Source organism: Pseudomonas sp. JUb42, assembly GCF_024807945.1.
Taxonomy (GTDB): domain Bacteria; phylum Pseudomonadota; class Gammaproteobacteria; order Pseudomonadales; family Pseudomonadaceae; genus Aquipseudomonas.
Window position 1 is genome coordinate 82,243 of the sequence record NZ_JANUFD010000007.1, and the last position, 20,260, is coordinate 102,502.

General features: G+C 60.9%; 25 protein-coding genes. 9 read left to right on the forward strand and 16 right to left on the reverse strand.

Going from position 1 to position 20,260, the window contains the following annotated elements; translation table 11 throughout:
- Positions 1–8: 8 nt before the first annotated feature.
- Positions 9–719, reverse strand: coding sequence for a monofunctional biosynthetic peptidoglycan transglycosylase (gene mtgA, locus M2401_RS15220; protein ID WP_259104084.1), 711 nt, complete (start codon positions 717–719; stop codon positions 9–11).
- Positions 720–800: 81 nt separating this feature from the next.
- Here mtgA and M2401_RS15225 point away from each other — a divergent pair, with 81 nt between their 5' ends.
- The 4 genes from M2401_RS15225 to trmB all read left to right on the forward strand — a co-directional run bounded on the left by M2401_RS15225 (position 801) and on the right by trmB (position 3,171).
- Positions 801–1,178 carry a DUF423 domain-containing protein gene (locus M2401_RS15225; RefSeq protein WP_259104085.1) on the forward strand — a complete coding sequence of 126 codons (378 nt, stop codon included), beginning with the start codon at positions 801–803 and terminating at the stop codon, positions 1,176–1,178.
- Positions 1,179–1,278: 100 nt separating this feature from the next.
- Positions 1,279–1,479, forward strand: coding sequence for a sulfur carrier protein ThiS (gene thiS, locus M2401_RS15230; RefSeq protein ID WP_259104086.1), 201 nt, complete (start codon positions 1,279–1,281; stop codon positions 1,477–1,479).
- A 72-nt stretch (positions 1,480–1,551) separates the two neighbouring features.
- The gene (locus M2401_RS15235) at positions 1,552–2,346 is read left to right on the forward strand and encodes a thiazole synthase (RefSeq protein WP_259104087.1); all 795 of its coding nucleotides are present in this window, start codon (positions 1,552–1,554) and stop codon (positions 2,344–2,346) included.
- A 177-nt stretch (positions 2,347–2,523) separates the two neighbouring features.
- The gene (gene trmB, locus M2401_RS15240) at positions 2,524–3,171 is read left to right on the forward strand and encodes a tRNA (guanosine(46)-N7)-methyltransferase TrmB (protein WP_259104474.1); all 648 of its coding nucleotides are present in this window, start codon (positions 2,524–2,526) and stop codon (positions 3,169–3,171) included.
- 117 nt (positions 3,172–3,288) lie between these two features.
- Here the strand turns inward: trmB and M2401_RS15245 are convergent, their stop codons facing one another.
- The 8 genes from M2401_RS15245 to M2401_RS15280 form a co-directional block, all read right to left on the reverse strand.
- Positions 3,289–3,612: a DUF3392 domain-containing protein gene (locus tag M2401_RS15245; protein WP_259104089.1), complete on the reverse strand. Its 324-nt coding sequence runs from the start codon at positions 3,610–3,612 to the stop codon at positions 3,289–3,291.
- A 9-nt stretch (positions 3,613–3,621) separates the two neighbouring features.
- A complete protein-coding gene (gene hemW, locus M2401_RS15250; RefSeq protein ID WP_259104091.1) occupies positions 3,622–4,827 on the reverse strand; it encodes a radical SAM family heme chaperone HemW in 1,206 nt (401 codons plus the stop codon).
- Positions 4,827–5,420 carry an RdgB/HAM1 family non-canonical purine NTP pyrophosphatase gene (gene rdgB, locus M2401_RS15255; RefSeq protein WP_259104093.1) on the reverse strand — a complete coding sequence of 198 codons (594 nt, stop codon included), beginning with the start codon at positions 5,418–5,420 and terminating at the stop codon, positions 4,827–4,829. The genes hemW and rdgB overlap by 1 nt, the downstream gene beginning before the upstream one ends.
- Positions 5,421–5,493: 73 nt before the next feature.
- Positions 5,494–6,114 carry a methionine biosynthesis protein MetW gene (metW, locus tag M2401_RS15260; RefSeq protein WP_259104094.1) on the reverse strand — a complete coding sequence of 207 codons (621 nt, stop codon included), beginning with the start codon at positions 6,112–6,114 and terminating at the stop codon, positions 5,494–5,496.
- Between the two features lie 7 nt (positions 6,115–6,121).
- A complete protein-coding gene (locus tag M2401_RS15265) occupies positions 6,122–7,261 on the reverse strand; it encodes a homoserine O-acetyltransferase (RefSeq protein WP_259104096.1) in 1,140 nt (379 codons plus the stop codon).
- A gap of 207 nt (positions 7,262–7,468) precedes the next feature.
- A complete protein-coding gene (locus M2401_RS15270; RefSeq protein ID WP_259104098.1) occupies positions 7,469–8,059 on the reverse strand; it encodes a YggT family protein in 591 nt (196 codons plus the stop codon).
- Positions 8,060–8,086: 27 nt separating this feature from the next.
- Positions 8,087–8,908, reverse strand: a complete 822-nt coding sequence (proC, locus tag M2401_RS15275; RefSeq protein WP_259104100.1) for a pyrroline-5-carboxylate reductase — start codon at positions 8,906–8,908, stop codon at positions 8,087–8,089.
- A 22-nt stretch (positions 8,909–8,930) separates the two neighbouring features.
- Positions 8,931–9,617 carry a YggS family pyridoxal phosphate-dependent enzyme gene (locus M2401_RS15280; RefSeq protein WP_259104101.1) on the reverse strand — a complete coding sequence of 229 codons (687 nt, stop codon included), beginning with the start codon at positions 9,615–9,617 and terminating at the stop codon, positions 8,931–8,933.
- A gap of 55 nt (positions 9,618–9,672) precedes the next feature.
- Between M2401_RS15280 and M2401_RS15285 the strand changes: the two genes are divergently transcribed.
- A complete protein-coding gene (locus M2401_RS15285) occupies positions 9,673–10,707 on the forward strand; it encodes a type IV pilus twitching motility protein PilT (protein WP_259104103.1) in 1,035 nt (344 codons plus the stop codon).
- 57 nt (positions 10,708–10,764) lie between these two features.
- Here M2401_RS15285 and M2401_RS15290 read toward each other — a convergent pair whose 3' ends face one another.
- Positions 10,765–11,673 carry a C40 family peptidase gene (locus M2401_RS15290; RefSeq protein WP_259104104.1) on the reverse strand — a complete coding sequence of 303 codons (909 nt, stop codon included), beginning with the start codon at positions 11,671–11,673 and terminating at the stop codon, positions 10,765–10,767.
- Between the two features lie 249 nt (positions 11,674–11,922).
- Here M2401_RS15290 and M2401_RS15295 point away from each other — a divergent pair, with 249 nt between their 5' ends.
- Positions 11,923–12,342, forward strand: a complete 420-nt coding sequence (locus M2401_RS15295; protein ID WP_259104106.1) for a TM2 domain-containing protein — start codon at positions 11,923–11,925, stop codon at positions 12,340–12,342.
- Positions 12,343–12,567: 225 nt separating this feature from the next.
- Here the strand turns inward: M2401_RS15295 and M2401_RS15300 are convergent, their stop codons facing one another.
- The 6 genes from M2401_RS15300 to M2401_RS15325 all read right to left on the reverse strand — a co-directional run bounded on the left by M2401_RS15300 (position 12,568) and on the right by M2401_RS15325 (position 17,414).
- Entirely contained in the window at positions 12,568–13,839 is a 1,272-nt protein-coding gene (locus M2401_RS15300; RefSeq protein ID WP_259104107.1) for a dihydroorotase, read from the reverse strand.
- A complete protein-coding gene (locus M2401_RS15305; RefSeq protein ID WP_259104108.1) occupies positions 13,836–14,840 on the reverse strand; it encodes an aspartate carbamoyltransferase catalytic subunit in 1,005 nt (334 codons plus the stop codon). Before M2401_RS15305 ends, M2401_RS15300 begins: the two co-directional genes overlap by 4 nt.
- Before the next feature lie 12 nt (positions 14,841–14,852).
- A complete protein-coding gene (gene pyrR, locus M2401_RS15310) occupies positions 14,853–15,374 on the reverse strand; it encodes a bifunctional pyr operon transcriptional regulator/uracil phosphoribosyltransferase PyrR (RefSeq protein ID WP_259104109.1) in 522 nt (173 codons plus the stop codon).
- 78 nt (positions 15,375–15,452) lie between these two features.
- A complete protein-coding gene (ruvX, locus tag M2401_RS15315; protein WP_259104110.1) occupies positions 15,453–15,893 on the reverse strand; it encodes a Holliday junction resolvase RuvX in 441 nt (146 codons plus the stop codon).
- Positions 15,893–16,462: a YqgE/AlgH family protein gene (locus M2401_RS15320; RefSeq protein WP_259104111.1), complete on the reverse strand. Its 570-nt coding sequence runs from the start codon at positions 16,460–16,462 to the stop codon at positions 15,893–15,895. Before M2401_RS15320 ends, ruvX begins: the two co-directional genes overlap by 1 nt.
- A gap of 49 nt (positions 16,463–16,511) precedes the next feature.
- Positions 16,512–17,414: an energy transducer TonB gene (locus tag M2401_RS15325; protein ID WP_259104113.1), complete on the reverse strand. Its 903-nt coding sequence runs from the start codon at positions 17,412–17,414 to the stop codon at positions 16,512–16,514.
- Between the two features lie 508 nt (positions 17,415–17,922).
- On the opposite strand from M2401_RS15325, the gene M2401_RS15330 reads away from it, so the two are divergent.
- Genes M2401_RS15330 through M2401_RS15340 form a run of 3 tightly spaced genes read left to right on the forward strand, consistent with a single transcriptional unit; the run spans position 17,923 to position 20,234 of the window.
- Positions 17,923–18,408, forward strand: a complete 486-nt coding sequence (locus M2401_RS15330) for a hypothetical protein (RefSeq protein WP_259104114.1) — start codon at positions 17,923–17,925, stop codon at positions 18,406–18,408.
- Positions 18,335–19,675, forward strand: a complete 1,341-nt coding sequence (locus M2401_RS15335) for a PAAR domain-containing protein (RefSeq protein WP_259104115.1) — start codon at positions 18,335–18,337, stop codon at positions 19,673–19,675. The genes M2401_RS15330 and M2401_RS15335 overlap by 74 nt, the downstream gene beginning before the upstream one ends.
- Entirely contained in the window at positions 19,656–20,234 is a 579-nt protein-coding gene (locus M2401_RS15340; RefSeq protein ID WP_259104117.1) for a hypothetical protein, read from the forward strand. Before M2401_RS15335 ends, M2401_RS15340 begins: the two co-directional genes overlap by 20 nt.
- Positions 20,235–20,260: the final 26 nt, after the last annotated feature.

Genomic DNA, 20,260 nt, shown 5'->3' on the forward strand with positions numbered 1-20,260 from the left:
AGACGATCTTAGAATTTACGACTGTGATTCAGGCTAGCCAGATAATCATCACCGCCCAACTGGCGCATCTGCTGGCGAATCCAGGCGGCGCGATTGGCGACGTAGCTGTCCGGTCGGCTGGCGCTCCATTTGCGCGGGTTAGGCAGTACGGCGGCGAGTTGGCTGGCCTGTTGCGCTGACAGCTGGCTGGCGTTGATATGGAAGTGATGCTCGGCCGCCGCCTGCGCGCCGAACACGCCGTCGTCCCATTCCACGCTATTGAGATACACCTCAAGAATCCGCTGCTTGGACCACAGCGTCTCGATCAACACGGTAAACCAGGCTTCCAGCCCCTTGCGCACATAACTGCGGCCTGACCACAGGAACAGGTTCTTCGACACCTGCTGGCTTAAGGTGCTGGCGCCGCGGATCGAGCCGCCTTTTTCGTTGTGCAGCACGGCAGCCTGGATCGCATCGACGTCAAAGCCCCAGTGCTCGGAAAACTTCTGGTCTTCCCCGGCAATCACGGCGATTTTCAGCTCGTCGGAGATCTTGTCCCACGGTTGCCAGGTGCGTTGCAGATCAATAGGCGTGCCATCGATCCATGATTCAATCTTGCGCTCAACCATCAGCGCCGAGCCGGGCGGTGGCACCCAACGCAAGGCCAGGACCAGCAAAAAGCTGCCCACGGCGAACCATTTCAGCAGGATGAAGAGACGTCGAAAGAGATTACGCTGCATAAGAGATGGCTTGGCCGAACCCGTTGAGCGGGCCATTATACAGACCGTGTGTGATTGAACGATTTTTGACTGGAGTCCCTGATGCTTCGTAGCTATCTGATGCTGGCCGCTTTCTTCGGCTTTACCGGCGTGGGCCTTGGCGCATTTGCCGCCCATGGCCTCAAAGGCCGCTTGAGCGCGGAGTATCTGGCGATCTTCCAGACCGGCGTGCTCTATCAGCTGATTCACGCCCTGGCGCTGTTCGGCGTGGCCCTGCTTGCCGCGCAGATCCCAGGGCGGCTGGTCAGCTACGCGGGCATCGCCTTTACCCTGGGCATTGTGCTGTTTTCCGGCAGCCTGTACCTGCTGACCCTGACCAACGTCGGCAAGCTGGGCATCATTACCCCGTTTGGCGGCCTGTGCTTTCTGGTTGGCTGGGCGTTTCTGGGGATCACCGCCTGGCGTCTCGGCGGCGTTTGACCCTCAAGTCATGCCATAGACGAATGGCGTGGCTTTGCCTTGGTCATCCCGACTGATCGGGCTAGAATGCTCGCCCCTTAAAATGATGGCTGCCATTCGCATGCACATTCAGTTGAACGGTGAACCTTTCGAGCTGCCCGAGGGCGAGACTGTCCTGGCATTGCTGGCCCGCCTGGACCTGACCGGACGTCGGGTCGCAGTCGAGCTGAACCTGGATATCGTGCCGCGCAGCCAGCATGAGTCCACGACTCTCAAAGAAGGCGATCAGGTCGAAGTGGTCCACGCCATCGGCGGCGGCTAGCCCCGGCGAGCGGCACCTGGCACCGACGACCGATCCAATCTGCTTGAACCTCAACCCTGAAGAGGATTTCCGATGAGCAACGTTCGCAGCGACAAGCCGTTTATCCTGGCTGGCCGGACTTTTGAGTCGCGCCTGCTGGTAGGCACCGGCAAGTACATCGACATGGAACAGACCCGCCTGGCCATCGAGGCCTCCGGCGCCGAGATCGTCACCGTGGCCGTGCGTCGTACCAACCTGGGCCAGAACCCGGGCGAGCCGAACCTGCTGGACGTCCTGCCGCCGGATCGCTACACCATCCTGCCGAACACCGCCGGCTGCTTCGATGCCATCGAGGCCGTGCGCACCTGCCGCCTGGCCCGTGAGCTGCTGGACGGCAAGAACCTGGTCAAGCTGGAAGTTCTGGCCGACCAAAAGACCCTGTTCCCCAACGTGATCGAAACCCTCAAGGCCGCCGAAGTGCTGGTCAAGGACGGTTTCGACGTGATGGTCTACACCAGTGATGACCCGATCGTCGCCCGCCAGCTGGCCGAAATCGGCTGCATCGCGATCATGCCCCTGGCTGGCCTGATTGGCAGCGGCCTGGGGATCTGCAACCCGTACAACCTGCAGATCATCCTCGAAGAAACCAAAGTACCGGTGCTGGTCGATGCCGGTGTCGGCACGGCCTCCGACGCGACCATCGCCATGGAGCTGGGTTGTGAAGCGGTGCTGATGAACTCGGCCATTGCTCACGCGCAGCAGCCAATCATGATGGCTGAAGCCATGAAGCACGCGGTCATTGCCGGTCGCATGGCGTACCTGGCCGGGCGCATGCCGAAAAAACTCTATGCCAGCGCCTCCTCGCCGCTGGATGGTCTGATCCGCTAAACCTGTGGGACCGGCTTCAGCCGCGAAGGCGTATTCCCGGCTGAAGCCGGTCCACAGAGTTAAAACTTGTTGTTTGATAAGAGCCCGTTGATGACTGATTCGCACGTTCCGCCCCCAGAGTTGCCTGAAGCCGAAGAAGGCCAGGAACGCCAGCACCGCCGCATCAAGAGTTTTGTGATGCGTGCCGGTCGCATGACCGAAGGCCAGCAGCGCGGCCTGGATCAAGGGCGTCCGCTGTTCGTCCTGCCGCTTGCCGATGCGCCGGTGGATTTCGATCAGGTGTTCGGCCGCTCGGCGCCGCGCACCCTGGAAATCGGCTTTGGCATGGGCCATTCGCTGCTGGAAATGGCCGCTGCGGCGCCGGATCAGGACTTTATCGGGGTCGAAGTGCATTACCCAGGCGTCGGCGCGCTGCTCAATGGCGTACTCACCCAGGGCCTGACCAACGTGCGGGTCTACGATTGCGATGCGATCGAAGTGCTCAACCGCTGCATTGCCGACAACAGCCTCGATCGCTTGATGCTGTTTTTCCCGGATCCATGGCACAAGAGCCGTCACCACAAGCGCCGCATCGTCCAGCCCGAGTTCGCCGAGCTGGTGCGCAGCAAGCTCAAGGTCGGCGGCGTGCTGCATATGGCTACCGACTGGGAACCCTATGCCGAGTACATGCTGGAAGTGATGCACGTCGCCCCCGGCTATCGCAACCTGGCCGAAGACGGCAAATGCGTCCCGCGCCCGGCCGAACGGCCGATCACCAAGTTCGAACGCCGCGGTGAGCGGTTGGGGCATGGTGTGTGGGATTTGAAGTTCGAAAAGCAGGATTGATCAAAACTTGTTGCACTTTGTGGGAGCGGATTCATCCGCGAAAGCGCCAGTTCAGACGATAGATATGTATCGAGTGTACCGGCTCCTTCGCGGATGAATCCGCTCCCACAATTGGTTTTATTTCCTGTCCGCCACAACCCCGATCAATATCAACACCACCACCAACACCGGCGCCAGGCTGTAGTTATTGAACTGGCCCAGCCCGCGCACGATCCAGGGCGTGGCGTAGATCAGCGCCAGGCCGCTGCCGATGGTACACAGCAAGGCCATGAAGGGCACGCGCAAGGCGCCTGCCAGGCCGCTGATGCGTTGTTCGACCCAACCCTTGAAGTCTGCGCCGAACAACACCAGCAGGCACCCTACCAGGGCCAGGGCGATTTCCGAGAGGTTACTGCGGCTCCAGCGCGAGATGGAGGCGAGGAACTCGAGTATGTGATCCATGCAGGGTCCTTAGATCAGAAAGTATTGCAACAAGTCATTGAGGAACAGCTGACCCTGGGGCGTAGCCACCAGACGGCTCGGATCGGCCTGCAACAGGCCGCGCTGCTCAGCCTGGCGGCGGGCCTGGGCCAGCGAATCGAGGCTTAGACCCGTGCGTTCGCGAAATAATGCAGCCTCGACACCATTTGTAAGACGTAAAGCGTTCATCAGGAATTCGAACGGCAATTCCTCAAGGGGCAGCAGCTTCTCGCCGGCCTGAAACGCCTTGGCCGGGTTCAGGTAATCCTTGGGCAGGCGGGTCTTCCAGGTGCGCAGGATTCGGCCATCGGGATGGCTGAGCTTGCCATGGGCCCCGGCGCCGATGCCGATGAAATCACCGAAGCTCCAGTAATTGAGGTTATGCCGCGCGGGCCTGCCAGATTGGGCGTAGGCCGAGACTTCATATTGGGCGTAGCCGTTATCGGCCAACAGTTGCTGACCGGCTTCCTGAATGTCCCAGAGAATGTCGTCTTCGGGCAGGGTCGGCGGCTGGTTCCAGAACACCGTGTTCGGCTCCAGCGTCAGCTGATACCAGGACAGGTGCGTCGGCGCCAGGGCGATGGCTTGGCGCAGATCACCGAGGGCATCGTCTTCGGACTGATCGGGCAGGCCGTGCATCAGGTCGAGGTTGAAGTTATCGAAGCCGGCCTGGCGCGCCATGTCGGCGGCGCGGATCGCTTCGTCGCCGTTATGAATGCGTCCCAGGGCCTTGAGCTTGGCTTCCTGGAAACTCTGGATACCGATGGACAGGCGATTGATGCCCAGCCCGCGATAGGCGCGGAATTTCTCTTGCTCGAAGGTCCCTGGGTTGGCTTCCAGGGTGATTTCGATGTCGTGGGCGAAACGGATGCGCTGCTCCACGCCCTTGAGCAGGCGACCCAATGCCTGGGCGCTGAACAGGCTCGGCGTGCCGCCACCAAAGAAGATCGATTGCAGCTCGCGGCCGTAGACGTGGGGCAGGTCGAGATCGAGGTCGGCCAGCAGCGCGTCAACGTACTCTTCTTCCGGCAGTACGGGGCTGGCGGCATGGGAGTTGAAGTCGCAGTACGGGCATTTGCGCACGCACCACGGGATGTGGATATACAGCGACAGCGGCGGCAAAAGTGGCAGCGGCTGGCGCGGCGCCTGGGAGGAAAAGCCGTCAGCGCCGGCAAACAGCGGTTGGGTGTCGGTCATTACAGGCTCAGACGCTGGCGCAGGATCGCCATGGCACGGGCGCGGTGGCTGATCTGGTTCTTCTCTGCCGGGCCGAGTTCGGCGCTGGAGCAGTCACGCTCCGGCACCCAGAACAGCGGGTCGTAGCCGAAACCGTGCTCGCCGCTGGCGGCGGTGAGGATACTGCCGTGCCACAGGCCTTCGCAGAGGATCGGCAATGGGTCATCGGCATGCCGGACCAGGGCCAGGACGCAGACGAACTGGGCGCCACGCTGCTCTTGCGGCACGTCCTTGAGGGCCTCCAGCAACTTGGCGTTATTGGCCGCATCGCCCTTGCCGTCGGCATAACGGGCCGAATAGATGCCCGGCGCGCCGCCGAGGAAGTCCACGGCCAGGCCGGAGTCGTCGGCCAAAGCTGGCAGGCCGGAGATGCGCGCGGCATTGCGGGCCTTGAGAATGGCGTTCTCGACGAACGACAGGCCGGTCTCTTCGGGCTCGACCTGGCTGAATTCGCCGATTGAGCGCAGTTGCACGCTGGCGCCGAGCATGGCCTGGAGTTCCTTGAGCTTGCCAGCGTTATGGCTGGCCAGGACGAGCTGAGTGAGGTTGGTCATGTCGTGTGTCGATGTCCTGGTCGAGGCTGGAAGGCGGCTCCAGCCTGATCGTAAAGATGAGGTATCAGGTGTTTCAGATGGCGATCTTATGGTCTTGCAGGCCGGGGCTGCTGACCCGATAGATGCCGATCTCACCCAACAGATTAGGCCACAGTTTACTGGCCCAGCCATGACGATGCTGTTGATCCACGGCCAGCCGATCAATGACCCGTGCATCGCGTTCGCGGCACAGTTCTTCGAAGTCGCCGAAAGTGCAGAAGTGGATGTTCGGTGTGTTGTACCAGGTGTACGGCAGGAACTCGGACACCGGCATGCGGCCCTTGCTCGCCAGGTACCAGCGGCAGCGCCAGTGACCGAAGTTGGGGAACGTGATGATGCACTGGCGCCCGACCCGCAGCATTTCGTCGAGGATCTTGTCCGGATAGTGCACGGCTTGCAGCGCCTGGGTCATGACCACGACGTCGAAACTGTTGCTGGCAAAGTTGCCCAGGCCCTTGTCCAAGTCCTGCTCAATGACATTGACGCCCTTGGCCACGCAGCGGGCAATGTTGTCGGCGTCGTTTTCCAGGCCGTAGCCGGTGACTTGCTTGTGGTCGCGCAGCCAGGCCAGCAGTTCGCCGTCGCCGCAGCCGAGGTCGAGTACCCGGCTGCCGGCAGGGATCCAGTCTTGGATGATTTCCAGGTCGGCTCTCATGGTGTCCTCAGAGTGCAATTCGGTTCATGTAGCTGGAGAACGCCTGCAAGTAGCGCGGGATCGGGATCAGGAAGGCGTCGTGGCCCTGGGGCGCGTCGATTTCCAGGTAGCAGACGTTCTTCTTCGCCGCCATCAACGCATCCACCAGCTCGCGCGAGCGCGCCGGGGAGAAACGCCAGTCGGTGGTGAACGACATCACGCAGAAGTTGGCGGTGGCGTTGGCGAAGGTCGCGGCCAGGTTGTCGTTGAACGCGGCGGCCGGGTCGAAGTAGTCCAGTGCCTTGGTCATCAACAGGTAGGTGTTGGCGTCGAAGCGTCCGGAGAATTCCTCACCCTGATAGCGCAGGTAGCTTTCGACCTGGAACTCGACGCTGTGGAAGTCGTAGTTAAGCTTTTCGCTCTTGAGGCCACGGCCGAATTTCTCGCCCATGGAGTCATCGGACAGATAAGTGATATGCCCGACCATTCGCGCCAGCATCAGCCCGCGCTTGGGAATCACGCCGAAGGCCTGGAAGTCGCCGCCGTGGAATTCCGGGTCGGACAGGATCGCCTGGCGCGCCACTTCGTTGAAGGCGATGTTCTGCGCCGACAACTTGGGTGCCGAGGCGATAGCCAGACAATGACGTACGCGATCCGGATACGTGATGGTCCATTGCAGGGCCTGCATGCCGCCCAGGCTGCCGCCCACCACGGCGGCCCATTGACCGATGCCCAGGTAGTCGGCCAGACGCGCCTGGCTGTGCACCCAGTCTTCCACGGTCAGCACCGGGAAGTTGGCGCCGAAAGGCTTGCCGGTCTCCGGGTCGACGCTGCTCGGGCCAGTGGAGCCGTTGCAGCCGCCGAGATTGTTCAGGCTGACGACAAAGAAACGGTTGGTATCCAGCGGCTTGCCGGGGCCGATGCAGCTGTCCCACCAACCGCGCTTGCGCTCGTCGGCACTGTGGAAACCAGCGGCATGGTGATGCCCGGACAAGGCGTGGCAGACGAGCACGGCATTGCTGCGCTCGGCGTTGAGCTGGCCGTAGGTTTCATAGATCAGATCGTAGGCTGGCAATGAGCGCCCGCAGGCCAGGGCCAGGGGTTCGCTGAAGTGCGCCAGTTGCGGTGTGACTAGACCGACAGAATCTTTGGGAAAGACCGTGGACATCGACCCTGCTCTCGCTTAAATGAGGCGTAAGTCTAAAGACCGCGGGGGGGAGGGGCAACCAAGGAATAGCGGGAGGGCTGAGGCGCACCAGGGAAACACAATCCTGTGGGAGCGAGGCTTGCCCGCGAAGGCGTCTTTCCATGCCCGGAAGATGTGTCGGATGTACCGATGTCTTCGCGGGCAAGCCTCGCTCCTACAGGCTGTTTGTCAGATCAACAAACGCAACACATCCGGCATACCGGTCATGGCCGCCAGGTTGTTGATGACCAGCATATCCAACAGCTTGAGCACCATGAACGCCAGGATCGGTGAGATATCCAGGCCGCCCATGCTGGGCAGGATGCGGCGGAACGGCGCCAGGGCCGGTTCGCAGATCTGGTTGACCAGTTCGGCGCCGGGGTTGTGGCTGCCCGGGGCGACCCAGGACAGGATCACGCTGATGATCAGGGCGAAGAAGAAGATTTTGAAGAACAGCGCGGTCACGCCAATGATCGACCAGACCAGCAGTTGCAGCGGGGCACCGGTGGTGTGGTACGCCAGCAGCAGGGTCAGGGCCATCAGGATCAGTTGCACGATGATTGCCAGCACCAGCGAGGACATGTCCAGGCCGAACAGGCTCGGGATGATCCGGCGCAGCGGCTTGAGCAGCGGTTGGGTGGCGCGTACGGCGAACTGGCTCAGGGGGTTGTAGAAGTCGGCGCGCACCAATTGCAGCACGAAGCGCAACAGCACGATCAGCAGATACAGACTGCCCAGGGTTTGCAGGACGTAAATTGCAGCGGTGTTCAGCCCGATCATCGGTCTGCTCCTCTATGGCCTAAGAAATTATTTACCCAGTTGCTCGGCGAGTTCCGCCGAGCGGTGCGCGGCAGCAGCCAGCGCGGTATCGACCAGGGCTTCGAAGCCGCCGGCCTGGAATGCCTTGATCGCAGCTTCCGTGGTGCCGGCCGGTGACGTGACACGACGGCGCAGCTCGGCCGCATCGACATCACTGCCGGTGGCCATCAGCGCCGCGCCCAAAGCGGTTTGCAGCGTGAATTTTTTCGCGACTTCCGGCGGCAGGCCCAGTTTCACGGCGGTCGCGGTCATGGCTTCAATCAGCAGGAAGAAGTAGGCCGGGCCGCTGCCGGAGACAGCAGTTACGGCATCCAGTTGTTTTTCCTCGTCCAGCCACAGGGCGATGCCTACAGCCGACAGCAGGGTTTCAGCCTGCTCGCGTTGGGTCGCTGTGACGCCCGCCGTCGCATACAGGCCGCTTACGCCCTGACGCAGCAGCGAGGGCGTGTTGGGCATGCAGCGCACCAGGGGTTGCTGCTCACCGAGCCAGGTTTTCATGCTGGCGCAGGTGATCCCGGCGGCAATGGATACGATCAGCTGATTCGGTTTCAGCGACGGGGCCAAGGCCAGGCAGACGTCTTTCATCTTCTGCGGCTTGACCGCCAGTACCACCACGTCGGCGCCGTCGATGGCTTCGGCGTTACTGGCGAAGGTGGCAATGCCATGGGCGAGGCTGATGCGCTCACGGGTTTCGACGCTCAAGGCGCTGGCGCGGATGGCGGCCGCCTCGACGCCCTCGGCGCGCAACCCGCCGATCAGACTGGCAGCCATGTTTCCGGCGCCGATAAAGGCGATACGCGTAGTGCTCATAAAGGGTTCCTTGGCTCAAAGGTCATGGCTGGCCGTAGTCGCGGGCGCCAAACAAGGCTGTGCCGATACGCACCCAGGTAGCGCCTTGTTCGATGGCGGCTTCCAGGTCGTGGCTCATGCCCATGGAAAGGGTGTCCAACGGCAGATTCAAGCTGTCCAGCAGGTTGCGTACGGTGGCAAAAGCCGCGCTCTGGGCGGCGCGGTCTTCGGTCGGTTCGGGAATCGCCATCAGGCCGCGCAATTTGAGATTGGGCAGGGCGTTGATGGCATTGGCCAGGGCAGGCAGGTCTTGCGGGGCGCAGCCGGACTTGCTGGCTTCGCCGCTGACATTGACCTGAATGCAGATATTCAGAGGCGGCAGCTCGGCGGGACGCTGCTCGGACAAGCGTTGGGCGATTTTCAGGCGATCCACGGAATGTACCCAGGCGAAGTTCTCGGCGATGGCGCGAGTCTTGTTCGACTGAATGGGGCCGATGAAATGCCAGCACAAGGGCAGGTCACTTAATTCAGCTTGCTTGCCCAGGGCTTCTTGCAGATAGTTCTCGCCAAAATCCCGCAGGCCCGCGGCATAAGCTTCGCGCAGGGCCTCGGCGGGCTTGGTTTTGCTCACGGCCAGCAGGCCGATGGCGGCAGGATCGCGTTGCGCCTTCGTGGCGGCAGCGTGAATTCGTGCGCCGAGCGTTGAAATGTTCGCTGCTATCGTGGACATTGATTTGCGCCAGCAGGGCTAAAGTCTGCGGCATTCTATGTGATTGAGGAGCTGTATGGATATTACCGAGCTGCTGGCCTTCAGTGCCAAGCAAGGCGCGTCGGACTTGCACCTCTCGGCCGGCTTGCCGCCCATGATCCGGGTCGATGGCGATGTGCGCAGAATCAACCTGCCACCACTGGACGCCAAGCAGGTCCAGGCGCTGATCTACGACATCATGAACGACAAGCAGCGCAAGGACTTCGAGGAGTTCCTGGAAACAGACTTTTCCTTCGAAGTGCCGAGCGTGGCGCGCTTCCGGGTCAACGCCTTCAACCAGAACCGTGGCGCGGGCGCCGTATTCCGGACCATTCCCTCGAAGATTCTGAGCATGGACGAGCTGGGCATGGGAGAAGTGTTTCGCAAGATTACCGACGTGCCCCGCGGCCTGGTTCTGGTGACCGGCCCGACCGGTTCGGGCAAGTCGACGACCCTTGCGGCCATGATCGACTTCCTCAACTGCAATCGCCATCACCATATCCTGACCATCGAAGACCCCATCGAATTCGTCCACGAGTCGAAGAAGTGCCTGGTCAACCAGCGTGAAGTGCACCGTGACACTTTGGGTTTCTCCGAAGCGCTGCGTTCGGCACTGCGCGAAGACCCGGACGTGATCCTGGTCGGTGAGCTGCGCGACCTGGAGACCATCCGCCTGGCCCTGACGGCGGCGGAAACCGGTCACCTAGTCTTCGGCACCCTGCACACCACGTCGGCGGCCAAGACCATCGACCGGGTGGTGGACGTGTTCCCGGCCCAGGAGAAGTCGATGATTCGTTCCATGCTCTCCGAGTCCCTGCACGCGGTGATCTCCCAAACCCTCTTGAAGAAGGTCGGCGGCGGTCGCGTTGCCGCTCACGAGATCATGATGGGGACGGCGGCGATTCGTAACCTGATCCGGGAAGACAAGGTGGCGCAGATGTATTCGGCGATTCAGACCGGGGGTTCGCTGGGCATGCAGACCCTGGACATGTGCCTCAAGGATCTGGTGGTGCAGGGCGTGATTACGCGGGATGTGGCGCGTGAACATGCAAAAAACCCCGACAATTTCTGATCGGGGTTTTGGCTATTGCGGGATATGCGTCGGGGTTATACCCGACGCATCGATCACTTAACGCTGAACCACGCGCATCGTGCTCTTCGGGCCGTTCGGCACCGGTGGCGTCACGCGCTTGGCGACCACGTAGTGGCTGTCCCAGTACGGTTTCTTCAGGGTATCGACGGTCACCGACTTGCCACGACTCGGGGCGTGGACGAAGCGATCGTTGCCCAGGTAAATGGCAACGTGATCAACCTTGCGGCTTTCGATGTTGAAGAACAGCAGGTCACCCGGCTTCAGATCCTTGCGATCGACTTTCTGCCCGTGGCCGGCGGCCATGGCATTGGAAGTACGTGGCAGGTTGGCACCCTTGACGCCGGTGAAGGCGTATTTGACCAGACCGCTGCAATCCAGGCCTTTCTTCGGATTGGTGCCGCCCCAGCGATAGGGCGTACCGACGGCATCCATGGCCCGGCTGACAACAGTGTCGGTCGGTGCGGCAGGTTTGCCTTTCTTCGAGTCTTTATGGGCGGCAACGGTGGCGGCTGCAGCCTTCTTCGAATCCTTGCTGGCGACCTTGGCGGTGCCTTTTTTCGAACCCTTGTCAGCAACCACGGTAGTGGTGCCCTTTTTGGAGTCCTTGGCAGCGGCTGTGGCGGCTTTCTTCGACTCTTTGGTAGCGACCTTGGAGTTCGGCTTTTTCGAATCCTGGTGGGCTGCTGCGGCGGTTTCAGTCTTCTTTGCCGGTTCCTTGGCTTCAGCCTGGGTGTCGTGCTCGACAACTTTGCTGCCCCGATGTTTTGGCGCGGCGGTTACAGGCGTTGGTTCAGTCTCGGTGTTGGAAGCGGTGACAGGCGAAGAATGACTTTTCGCAGTGTGACCGTTAAAGCTCGCAGGAAGCTGTTGCTCACGATTGGTGGCATGGGCGGCCAGTGGCATAAATAGGCAGATGGTTAGCCATGTCTTGAAAAATGGACGCATTCGGCAGGGCTCTTTTTGGTCAGCGCGCAACTTTATAACAGCTTTTGGTGAATGTCTTACCCCTCAAATCAATAGTTTTACAGTCGCATCCTTTCGGATTCTGCGACAGACTGTCTCAAATTGTTACGCAATCCCTTTACCCACAAGGGTTTGAGGGCTGTCCGGGTGGTCAGTGCCATACGTCGGACAAAGTCACCAAAGTCACAAAATTTACGCACATTTTTTCTATGACTGTCAAAGAGGCTCGTTATGAACGGCTATCGTCAAGATGCCCCCCCGCAAAACACCCATAGCATGGTGCTTGGCTATCTATTGTGGATTCTCGGTTTCACCGGCGCCCATCGCTTTTATTTCGGCAAGCCGGTCACCGGCACTATCTGGTTTTTCACCCTCGGGCTGTTCGGCATCGGCTGGTTTATCGACCTGTTCCTGATCCCCGGCATGGACCGTGAGGCCGACATGCGCTTCAACAGCGGCGCGCTGGATTACAGCGTCGGCTGGCTGTTGCTGACGTTCCTCGGGGTCTTCGGAGTGCACCGCATGTACCAGGGCAAATGGATCAGCGGGATCATCTACCTGTTGACACTGGGCCTGGGCGGGTTTGGCGTGCTGTATGACTTCTGGACGCTGAATGACCAGATATCCATCAGGAATGCGCAGAGGGGCTGATTGCAAAATCCCCAAGGATTGAATGCTGTGAGAGCGAATTCAGTGGGGCGAATGGTGGGAGCGAATTCATTCGCGAAAGCGGTATTTCAATCGCCGCAAATGCGTTGAATGTACCGGCCTCTTCGCGAATGAATTCGCTCCCACTGAACTCACTCCCACATTCGCTCCTGCGTCGTTCCCACATCGTCCCCGCAGATTTCGTACCCACAAGGTGTGGTGCAGCCCTCAGGCGCTATGGCTGATCCGCCCATCCACCAATGTATAGCGCACCGCGCCGGGCAGGCAGTGGCCGATGAACGGGCAGTTCTCGCCACGCGACAGCCATGTCTCGCCAGCCACGGTCGATGCCGCCGGATCGAACAGCACGATATCCGCCGCCGCACCGGCATTAAGCTTACCGGCCGGCAGACGCAGCGCCGCGGCCGGGCCGCTGCTCAGGCGGGCAAGCAGGGTGGGCAGGTCGAGCAAACCATCCTCTACCAAGGTCATGGCCAACGGCAGCAGCAGTTCGACACTGCTGATGCCCGGCTCGGTCGCGGCGAACGGTGCCAGCTTGGCGTCGCGTTCGTGGGGCTGGTGGTGGCTGGAAATCGCCTGGATCACCCCGGACTTGACGGCGGCACGCAGGCCGTCGCGGTCGGCGCGGGTGCGTAGCGGCGGCTGCACGTGATAGAGGCTGGAGAAGTCGATCAGCGCCTCGTCAGTGAGGATCAACTGGTACAGCGCGACATCGGCGGTCACTGGCAGGCCGCGCGCCTGGGCTTCGGCGATCATCGCGGCGCCGCGGGCGCTGGTCAGTTGGCTGAAGTGGGCGCGCACGCCGCTCTGCTCGACCAGCAACAGGTCGCGGGCCAGCGCTACGGTTTCGGCGGTTTCCGGAATACCGGCGAGGCCAAGGAAAGCAGCGGTCGGGCCTTCATGGGCCAGGCCGCCTTCGGCCAGATCGTGGTCTTGAGAGTTGAAGATCACCGTCAGGTCAAAGGTCGCCGCATATTCCAGTGCCCGACACAGGGTGCGGGTGTTGTGGAAGGTCTTCAGGCCATTGCTGAAGGCCACGCAACCGGCATCGCGCAAGGCAACCAGCTCGGCCAGTTGCTCGCCGTCCAGGCCCTTGCTCAGGGCGCCAATCGGGAACACTTTGCTGTGCCCGGCTTCCCGGGCGCGGTCGAGGATCAGTTCTGCGACGGCCGAGGTGTCCAGTACCGGCTTGGTCCGGGGCGGGCAGCACAGGCTGGTCACGCCACCGGCTGCGGCGGCGCGGGTTTCGCTGGCGATGCTGCCTTTGCGGCTGTAGCCCGGCTCGCGCAGGGCGACGTTAAGGTCGACCAGGCCGGGAGCGGCGATCAGGCCGGTGGCGTCGATGGTGTCTACCGGAGTGAAATCGGCTGGAGCGGCGCCAATGGCGAGGATCTTGCCCGCCTCCAGATGTAGATCGGTAACTGTGTCCAGGCCGCTGGCCGGATCGATGACGCGAGCGCCGAGGATGCTGAGCTTCACTGGGCGTTCTCCTGTTCGAATTGTCGTTGTGCGGTCTGGCCGCTCATTGCCATGGACAGTACGGCCATGCGCACGGCAATGCCGTAGGTCACCTGATTGAGAATCACCGACTGGGCGCCATCGGCCACCGCCGACTCGATCTCTACGCCACGGTTGATCGGGCCCGGGTGCATGACGATAGCGTCGGGCTTGGCGCCAGCCAGGCGGGCGGTGGTCAGGCCGAACAGACGGTAGAACTCGCCCTCGCTCGGCAACAGGCCGCCCTGCATGCGTTCGCGTTGCAGGCGCAGCATGATCACCACGTCAACGTCCTTGAGGCCTTCCTTGAGGTCGGTGTAGACCTTCACGCCATACTGCTCGACGCCCACCGGCAGCAGGGTTTTTGGCCCGATGACGCGGATGTCCGGGCAACCCAGGGCCTTGAGGGCGATCATGTTGGAGCGCGCGACCCGCGAGTGCAGGATGTCGCCGACGATGGCCACCGAGAGGTTCTCGAAGCTGCCCTTGTGGCGGCGGATGGTCAGCATGTCGAGCATGCCCTGGGTCGGGTGCGCGTGGCGGCCGTCGCCGCCGTTGATGATGGCGACCTCCGGGCTGACGTGCTCGGCAATGAAGTGCGCCGCGCCGGAGTCGCTGTGGCGTACGACGAACATGTCGGCAGCCATGGCTTCCAGGTTGCGCAGGGTGTCGAACAGGGTCTCGCCCTTACTGGTCGAGGAGGTCGACACGTTGAGGGTAATGACGTCGGCCGACAGGCGCTGGGCCGCCAGTTCAAAGGTGGTGCGGGTGCGCGTGGAGTTCTCGAAGAACACATTGCACACGGTCCTGCCACGCAGCAGCGGGACCTTTTTCACCGCCCGGGCGCCGACTTCCAGGAAGGAATCAGCGGTGTCGAGGATTTCGGTCAGCAACTCTCGGGGCAGGCCGTCGAGAGAGAGGAAATGGCGCAGCTGACCTTGATGGTTGAGTTGCAGCGGGCGCTTGGCGTCGAGAGGCGTCATCGCAAAGGACTCTTAAAGGGCGGCGGAGGCGGTTGAAAGGTCTTGCAGTTCCAGGGCCAGGGGCGTAGGGCCGGTCAGTTTGACCCGCTCGTTCGGCGCCAGGGCCAGGGTGGCGCCGACTACATCCGGGCTGATCGGCAGTTCGCCGGCGTCCAGGTCCAGCAGGCAGACCAGGGTCACGCTGGCCGGGCGGCCATAGTCGAACAGCTCGTTGAGGGCGGCGCGGATGGTGCGGCCGCTCATCAGCACGTCGTCGATCAGCACCAGGTGCTGGCCTTCGATTTCGAACGGCAGCTCGGACGGGCGCACTTGAGGGTGCAGGCCGTTCTGGCTGAAGTCATCGCGGTAGAAGGAAACATCCAGGGTGCCCAGTGGCGACTGGCTGCCCAGCGCTTGCAGCAGCGCCTGCGCGACCCACACGCCACCGGTACGAATGCCGATGAAGCGAGGTTCGCTGATGCCGCGCTTGCCCAGGAGGGCGGTAAGGTCGGTCGCCATCTGGCTGATCAGTCCGGCGGGGTTGGGCAGGCTCATGGTTGCTCCTTGAAGGGCCGGGCGGCGTTTGACGTCGCCCGGGCTGAAACGGGAATCCGGGTATAGCAAAGCGATGCTTCAGTCACCGAACAGGTCGGTATTGGCTTCCAGCCAGCCCTGCAGCAGCAGTGCGGCGGCGATGGCGTCCACCGGGTTGTCGCGATAACTGCCGCGCTGGCCGCCCCTGGCCAGGCGTTCGCCCTTGGCCTCGAAGGTGGTCAGGCGTTCATCATGGGTGTACACGGGCAGGTTGAAGCGGCCATTGAGACGGCGCGAGAACTTTTCCGCGCGCTCACTCATTTCGCTGGGAGTGCCGTCCATATTCAGCGGCAGGCCGACGACGATGGCGTCGGGCTTCCACTCTTTGATCAGCGCTTCGATCTGGCTCCAGTCCGGCACGCCCTGCTGCGCCTTGAGCGTGCACAGTTCCCGGGCCTGGCCGGTAATGACCTGGCCGACCGCTACGCCGATCTGTTTGGTGCCGTAGTCGAATCCCAATAACAGGCGCAATCCGGCCATCAGGCGTGGCCCGCCTGACTGGTCAACAGGCTGAGATTCACGCCCAGGCGTGCAGCGGCGGCGTTGAGGCGCTGGTCGCTGTCCACGTCGAACAGGATTGCCGGGTCGAACGGGCAATTGAGCCAGGCATTGGCAGCCATTTCCGCCTCCAATTGCCCGGCATCCCAGCCGGCATAGCCGAGGGTGATCACATTTTGATCAGGGCCGTAGCCGTCGGCGATGGAAAACAGCACGTCCTGTGAAGTCGACAGGGAGATGCCGCCCAATTCCACCGTGGCCTGGAAGATCTGGCCGCTGGGGTGCAGGACAAAACCACGATCGGTCTGCACCGGGCCGCCGGTATGGATCGGAATGTGCTGGCAACGCACGGGTGGCTCCATTTCCGGTCGCAACTGCTCGAGGATATCGGCCAGCGACAGGCTTTGCGGGCGGTTGATGACCAAACCCATGGCGCCATTGGCGTTGTGCTCGACGATGTAGGTCAAGGTCTGGGCGAAGTTCTGGTCGTGCATGTGGGGCATGGCGATCAGGAACTGATGCTTGAAATAGCTTGGGGAGACGTTTTTCATGAGTCTTAGTGTGGCGCCGGTAAAGAAGGCTGACAACTTTTCACGTCATTTAATTACTGGAGAGCTTGTCGCCTTTGGAGAATTTCCAGGTGCGGATGATTTCCAGCCGGTCGATATCCGCCAGATCGCCGGTAAACGGCGCAAACGGCGCGGCCAGGCGCACGATGCGTTGCGCGGCCTGATCCAGCAGCGGTTGCCCGGAAGATTGCAGGACCAGCACCTCATACAGCGAGCCGTCGTGATTGATCGACACCAGCAGGCGCAGGTTGCCGTAGATCTGCTTGCGGCGGGCTTCGTCCGGGTAATTCAGGTTGCCGACCCGCTCGACTTTCTTGCGCCAGTCGTCCTTGTACCAGGCGCCCTTGTCGCGCATGGTCGAGGCGGCGTTGAGGCGGTGGATCTTCGGGCGTTTGGCGTAGAGCTGCTGCTCGGCGGACAGTTCGGCCTCGAGGCTGGCGATTTCCGCGCTCATCTGCGTGTTGTCGCTGGCCGGGGCTTCCTTGGCGCTGGGCTCGGGCTTGACCTCGTCACGCTTGGCCACGGCTTTCTGCGGCGAGCGGGCGCTGGTGGTGACGGCGGTCTTGGAGGCTTCCTGCTTTTCCACGGCCTTGGAAGTGGGCGGTGGCGTCACTTTATTGATCTGGGTGTCCTGGTAGGGCGCGACTTCCGTGGTCTTGAGGATTTCGGCCTTGTCCAGGGTGCCGCTGCCTTCCTGATTGTCCTGGGCGAGAAAATCCGCAGCGGCGGGCTTGTTCTCGCTTTTGAAGGTGGCGAGGGTGATTTCCAGGGTCTGGGTGATCTGCTCCGGTTTGACGTAGGTGAAACCCACGCCAAGGATGATGACCAAATGAATCATTGCCGCGATCAGCAGGGTATAGCCCAGCCGGTCAGGCGTGCGCCTGCGCGCATCAGCGAGTTCGGGGGGCAGATCGTTGGCGGCCAGGGAAGTCATGTGGCGGTTCAGCGTCTCGTCAGCCAGTCAGTGTGATGCGGCGGTGTTACAGGCTGCGCATGATAACGCAATGTGCGGTGAAGCTTTGTCATGGATCAGATGAAGCAGAGTGATGTGACTCAACTCGACGACGAATGAGGTGCCGTGGTGGTGTGTTGGGGAGTCAGTCTGACGTTCAAATATGGGCTGTAGGCCTGATACCGTACCAAAAAACCACCCTCATGGCGCCTACGAGATCTCATTCCCTTTCAGATAACAACAGTCAGTCAAGCGGGTGAGCGCTGGTGGTAGGAGCCAACTTGATGGCGAGAGGCTTAACGCGGTGGGCCAGATCTACGTAGCGCAACAGCTCCTCATTTTCGAGACACTTCCCTAGGCCTTTTGAGAATCCCCCTACAGAGCCATCCGTTGCTTTCGTTTAGCGTCCTTCACCTTGCCGTGACGGATACCGGTTTTCGGTTCCTGCATCACGAAGACCGCGCTCAACCAAAGAATCAGGATGATGGAAATGACAGCACCCTTGCACCCCGTTTACACCAACGAAGTCACCCCAGAGTATCTTCGCACGCTGGGCCGCTCGCCTTTTACAGAGCAGCAATTGGCTGGGTTCAGTGAAGAGTCCATGGAGCTTGTTCGTCAGCGACAGGCTTACTACGAGGCTCATCCGGCAATTGCTGTCTACCGAATGGCGACTGAGGGAAGTCAGACTCGTAATGGCGGGGTGATCCAGCAGGCGACATCAGCAATGGAAGCCATTTTGGATAATGGTCAGCGGGTGCGTGCCGCGCAGGTCGGCGATTACGTTATCTATGGTGATGGATTGGCGGCGCAAATCGTGACCGGTGCGGGCCGAGGCAATCGCAATATCGCCGTGGTCGGCAGCCGCCTCAGCAATGGCGACGAAATCATCAACACACCCTATGGCGGGGCTCTGCTGGTGGTACGCGAAGGCGTCCCGATGGCGGAAGATTTTCTGCCTGATGTCGAGGGCTGAGTCGATGATGCTCATGGGGTATTACATCAATCAAGGCGACAAAACCACGTGCGGTGGCCAGGTTCTGGACGGCGACCCGACCATCTCCTGGGATGGGCTGAGTCATGCACTTGAAGGTCACAGGGTCAGCTGCGGCAAGGACGGCAAGGTCTATAAGATCTGTGGTGGCGATCCGACCTTTACCAATATGGGCATAAAAGTGGCGGGTACGTTGGACAGCTTTAGCGGCTGCCCCTGCCGGGCGCAAATAATCCCCACAATACTGACCGCCACCTACAGCAGGGAAGTCAGCGCGCCGCTGCAAGCTAGTCGAGCCGCTGCTCAACCGGTGAGTCAGCCGGATACCCGGGCTGAATCAAATCCGCAGGTCGCTGGCCTGTCGCCTGAGTCGAAAAGCGCTACTTCTGCCACTTCCTCGGGCAGCTCATCCATCCCGACAAGGGCTTCGCTGACCCCCGAGCTGATCGCGGTCGCCGGCAGCCAGCATGACAGCGGTTCGGGCAATAAGATGATGTTCATCGCCCAGGCCGTGCGCGAACTGGCTGAATTCAAGCGCAGCAAACCCGACCTCAGCCGCACGTTGGTAGTGTTCACCCCGGCCTACAATGACGCCATGCTCAGCGCAGCACGCGCCTCTGCCGAAAACTACGGCGCCGGGTTTGTCGAGGTCACCACCGCAGAGGAGTTGATCGACTACCTGAACCAGGGCAAAAACCGCGAACGATCGCCCATCGAGCACCTGTGCTTGTTCAGCCATGGCATACCGCATCAGATTGCCTTCGGTTATGAACTGGCCGGGGGCTACCGGCTGGCCCTTAATGTACTGAATTACAGAGAAATCTCGCCCTCGGCTTTCTCCGGTGCGGCACGGCTGGACAGCTATGCCTGTCGCACCGGCATGGGCAACCGCTCCGAATATCCTGTCGAAGATGGCATTCAGTTTTTCCCGCAGACCAATGAAAGCCTGGCGCAGTTGCTGGCTGATCATTTGCGGATCAAGGTGCGGGCGTTTGTTCGGCGCTCGGATTACAAAAATACCTGGGGGTCGTTTAGAGATCGGCAGCGGAGTAAGTCGTGTCAGGCTAATGGTAGTGCGGTGCCACACGAGGCGTGGTGTAAGCAGTGGAAGGAGTTGGAAATCGAGCGTGAGAAGTACGATGAAAGCAAAAAATTCACCTATCAGTCAGCAGGTGCGATCAAGCCTGTGATTTCAGGCGATACACCCGTCGGTGCGCCGGGAGGTCACCTTGAGTTTCTACCGAAGTAAGAGTTTATGGGTTGCAATAATCATGTTCTCGCCGTTACTGCTGGTCGCGGCTCACTACGGATTAAAGATGATGACAAGTGTATATAAGCGGGGTCTTGGCAATGGTGTAGTCGTTTACGCCGACGATTTTGTGAGGTCGGGTAAGTGGGTGTTCGACTGCAGCAACTCTCGCCTGATCAGCCGTCAGCCACTGGCAGCTCCTATAGCGGAGCTTCAAGAGTACGGCAGACTATTTATTGATGATATGTACTATCTTGGCGATGTCGATAGAAAACAGGCCAAGGAAGCGATCAGATCAATAACAGGAATTGAGGGGTGGTACAAAAAGCTACATTATCGCTACTCCCGCCTGAGTGAGAATAGCAATCTAAATTTACATATATTTGATTTGTTCGCCAGGCATGATGGTCGGCCATGGGCATTGAAAGTTTGGTATTGGCTTGATAGTGGAAACGGACCGAGATTCGATATAAGCGCCGAGCCCTACGACCCCGAAACCTATATGGATCATGCAAGATCACTGCAGGCTGCCGCCAAGAGTTGTCCTGTTCCGCAGTGAGTCGTCGGACTCAGCGCCATACAGCC

What these genes read in the sequence shown, in the direction of transcription:
- mtgA (WP_259104084.1), bottom strand. Translation starts at nt 719, where the DNA reads ATGCAGCGTAATCTCTTTCGACGTCTCTTCATCCTGCTGAAATGGTTC.
- M2401_RS15225 (WP_259104085.1), top strand. Translation starts at nt 801, where the DNA reads ATGCTTCGTAGCTATCTGATGCTGGCCGCTTTCTTCGGCTTTACCGGC.
- thiS (WP_259104086.1), top strand. Translation starts at nt 1,279, where the DNA reads ATGCACATTCAGTTGAACGGTGAACCTTTCGAGCTGCCCGAGGGCGAG.
- M2401_RS15235 (WP_259104087.1), top strand. Translation starts at nt 1,552, where the DNA reads ATGAGCAACGTTCGCAGCGACAAGCCGTTTATCCTGGCTGGCCGGACT.
- trmB (WP_259104474.1), top strand. Translation starts at nt 2,524, where the DNA reads ATGCGTGCCGGTCGCATGACCGAAGGCCAGCAGCGCGGCCTGGATCAA.
- M2401_RS15245 (WP_259104089.1), bottom strand. Translation starts at nt 3,612, where the DNA reads ATGGATCACATACTCGAGTTCCTCGCCTCCATCTCGCGCTGGAGCCGC.
- hemW (WP_259104091.1), bottom strand. Translation starts at nt 4,827, where the DNA reads ATGACCGACACCCAACCGCTGTTTGCCGGCGCTGACGGCTTTTCCTCC.
- rdgB (WP_259104093.1), bottom strand. Translation starts at nt 5,420, where the DNA reads ATGACCAACCTCACTCAGCTCGTCCTGGCCAGCCATAACGCTGGCAAG.
- metW (WP_259104094.1), bottom strand. Translation starts at nt 6,114, where the DNA reads ATGAGAGCCGACCTGGAAATCATCCAAGACTGGATCCCTGCCGGCAGC.
- M2401_RS15265 (WP_259104096.1), bottom strand. Translation starts at nt 7,261, where the DNA reads ATGTCCACGGTCTTTCCCAAAGATTCTGTCGGTCTAGTCACACCGCAA.
- M2401_RS15270 (WP_259104098.1), bottom strand. Translation starts at nt 8,059, where the DNA reads ATGATCGGGCTGAACACCGCTGCAATTTACGTCCTGCAAACCCTGGGC.
- proC (WP_259104100.1), bottom strand. Translation starts at nt 8,908, where the DNA reads ATGAGCACTACGCGTATCGCCTTTATCGGCGCCGGAAACATGGCTGCC.
- M2401_RS15280 (WP_259104101.1), bottom strand. Translation starts at nt 9,617, where the DNA reads ATGTCCACGATAGCAGCGAACATTTCAACGCTCGGCGCACGAATTCAC.
- M2401_RS15285 (WP_259104103.1), top strand. Translation starts at nt 9,673, where the DNA reads ATGGATATTACCGAGCTGCTGGCCTTCAGTGCCAAGCAAGGCGCGTCG.
- M2401_RS15290 (WP_259104104.1), bottom strand. Translation starts at nt 11,673, where the DNA reads ATGCGTCCATTTTTCAAGACATGGCTAACCATCTGCCTATTTATGCCA.
- M2401_RS15295 (WP_259104106.1), top strand. Translation starts at nt 11,923, where the DNA reads ATGAACGGCTATCGTCAAGATGCCCCCCCGCAAAACACCCATAGCATG.
- M2401_RS15305 (WP_259104108.1), bottom strand. Translation starts at nt 14,840, where the DNA reads ATGACGCCTCTCGACGCCAAGCGCCCGCTGCAACTCAACCATCAAGGT.
- pyrR (WP_259104109.1), bottom strand. Translation starts at nt 15,374, where the DNA reads ATGAGCCTGCCCAACCCCGCCGGACTGATCAGCCAGATGGCGACCGAC.
- ruvX (WP_259104110.1), bottom strand. Translation starts at nt 15,893, where the DNA reads ATGGCCGGATTGCGCCTGTTATTGGGATTCGACTACGGCACCAAACAG.
- M2401_RS15320 (WP_259104111.1), bottom strand. Translation starts at nt 16,462, where the DNA reads ATGAAAAACGTCTCCCCAAGCTATTTCAAGCATCAGTTCCTGATCGCC.
- M2401_RS15325 (WP_259104113.1), bottom strand. Translation starts at nt 17,414, where the DNA reads ATGACTTCCCTGGCCGCCAACGATCTGCCCCCCGAACTCGCTGATGCG.
- M2401_RS15330 (WP_259104114.1), top strand. Translation starts at nt 17,923, where the DNA reads ATGACAGCACCCTTGCACCCCGTTTACACCAACGAAGTCACCCCAGAG.
- M2401_RS15335 (WP_259104115.1), top strand. Translation starts at nt 18,335, where the DNA reads ATGGCGGGGCTCTGCTGGTGGTACGCGAAGGCGTCCCGATGGCGGAAG.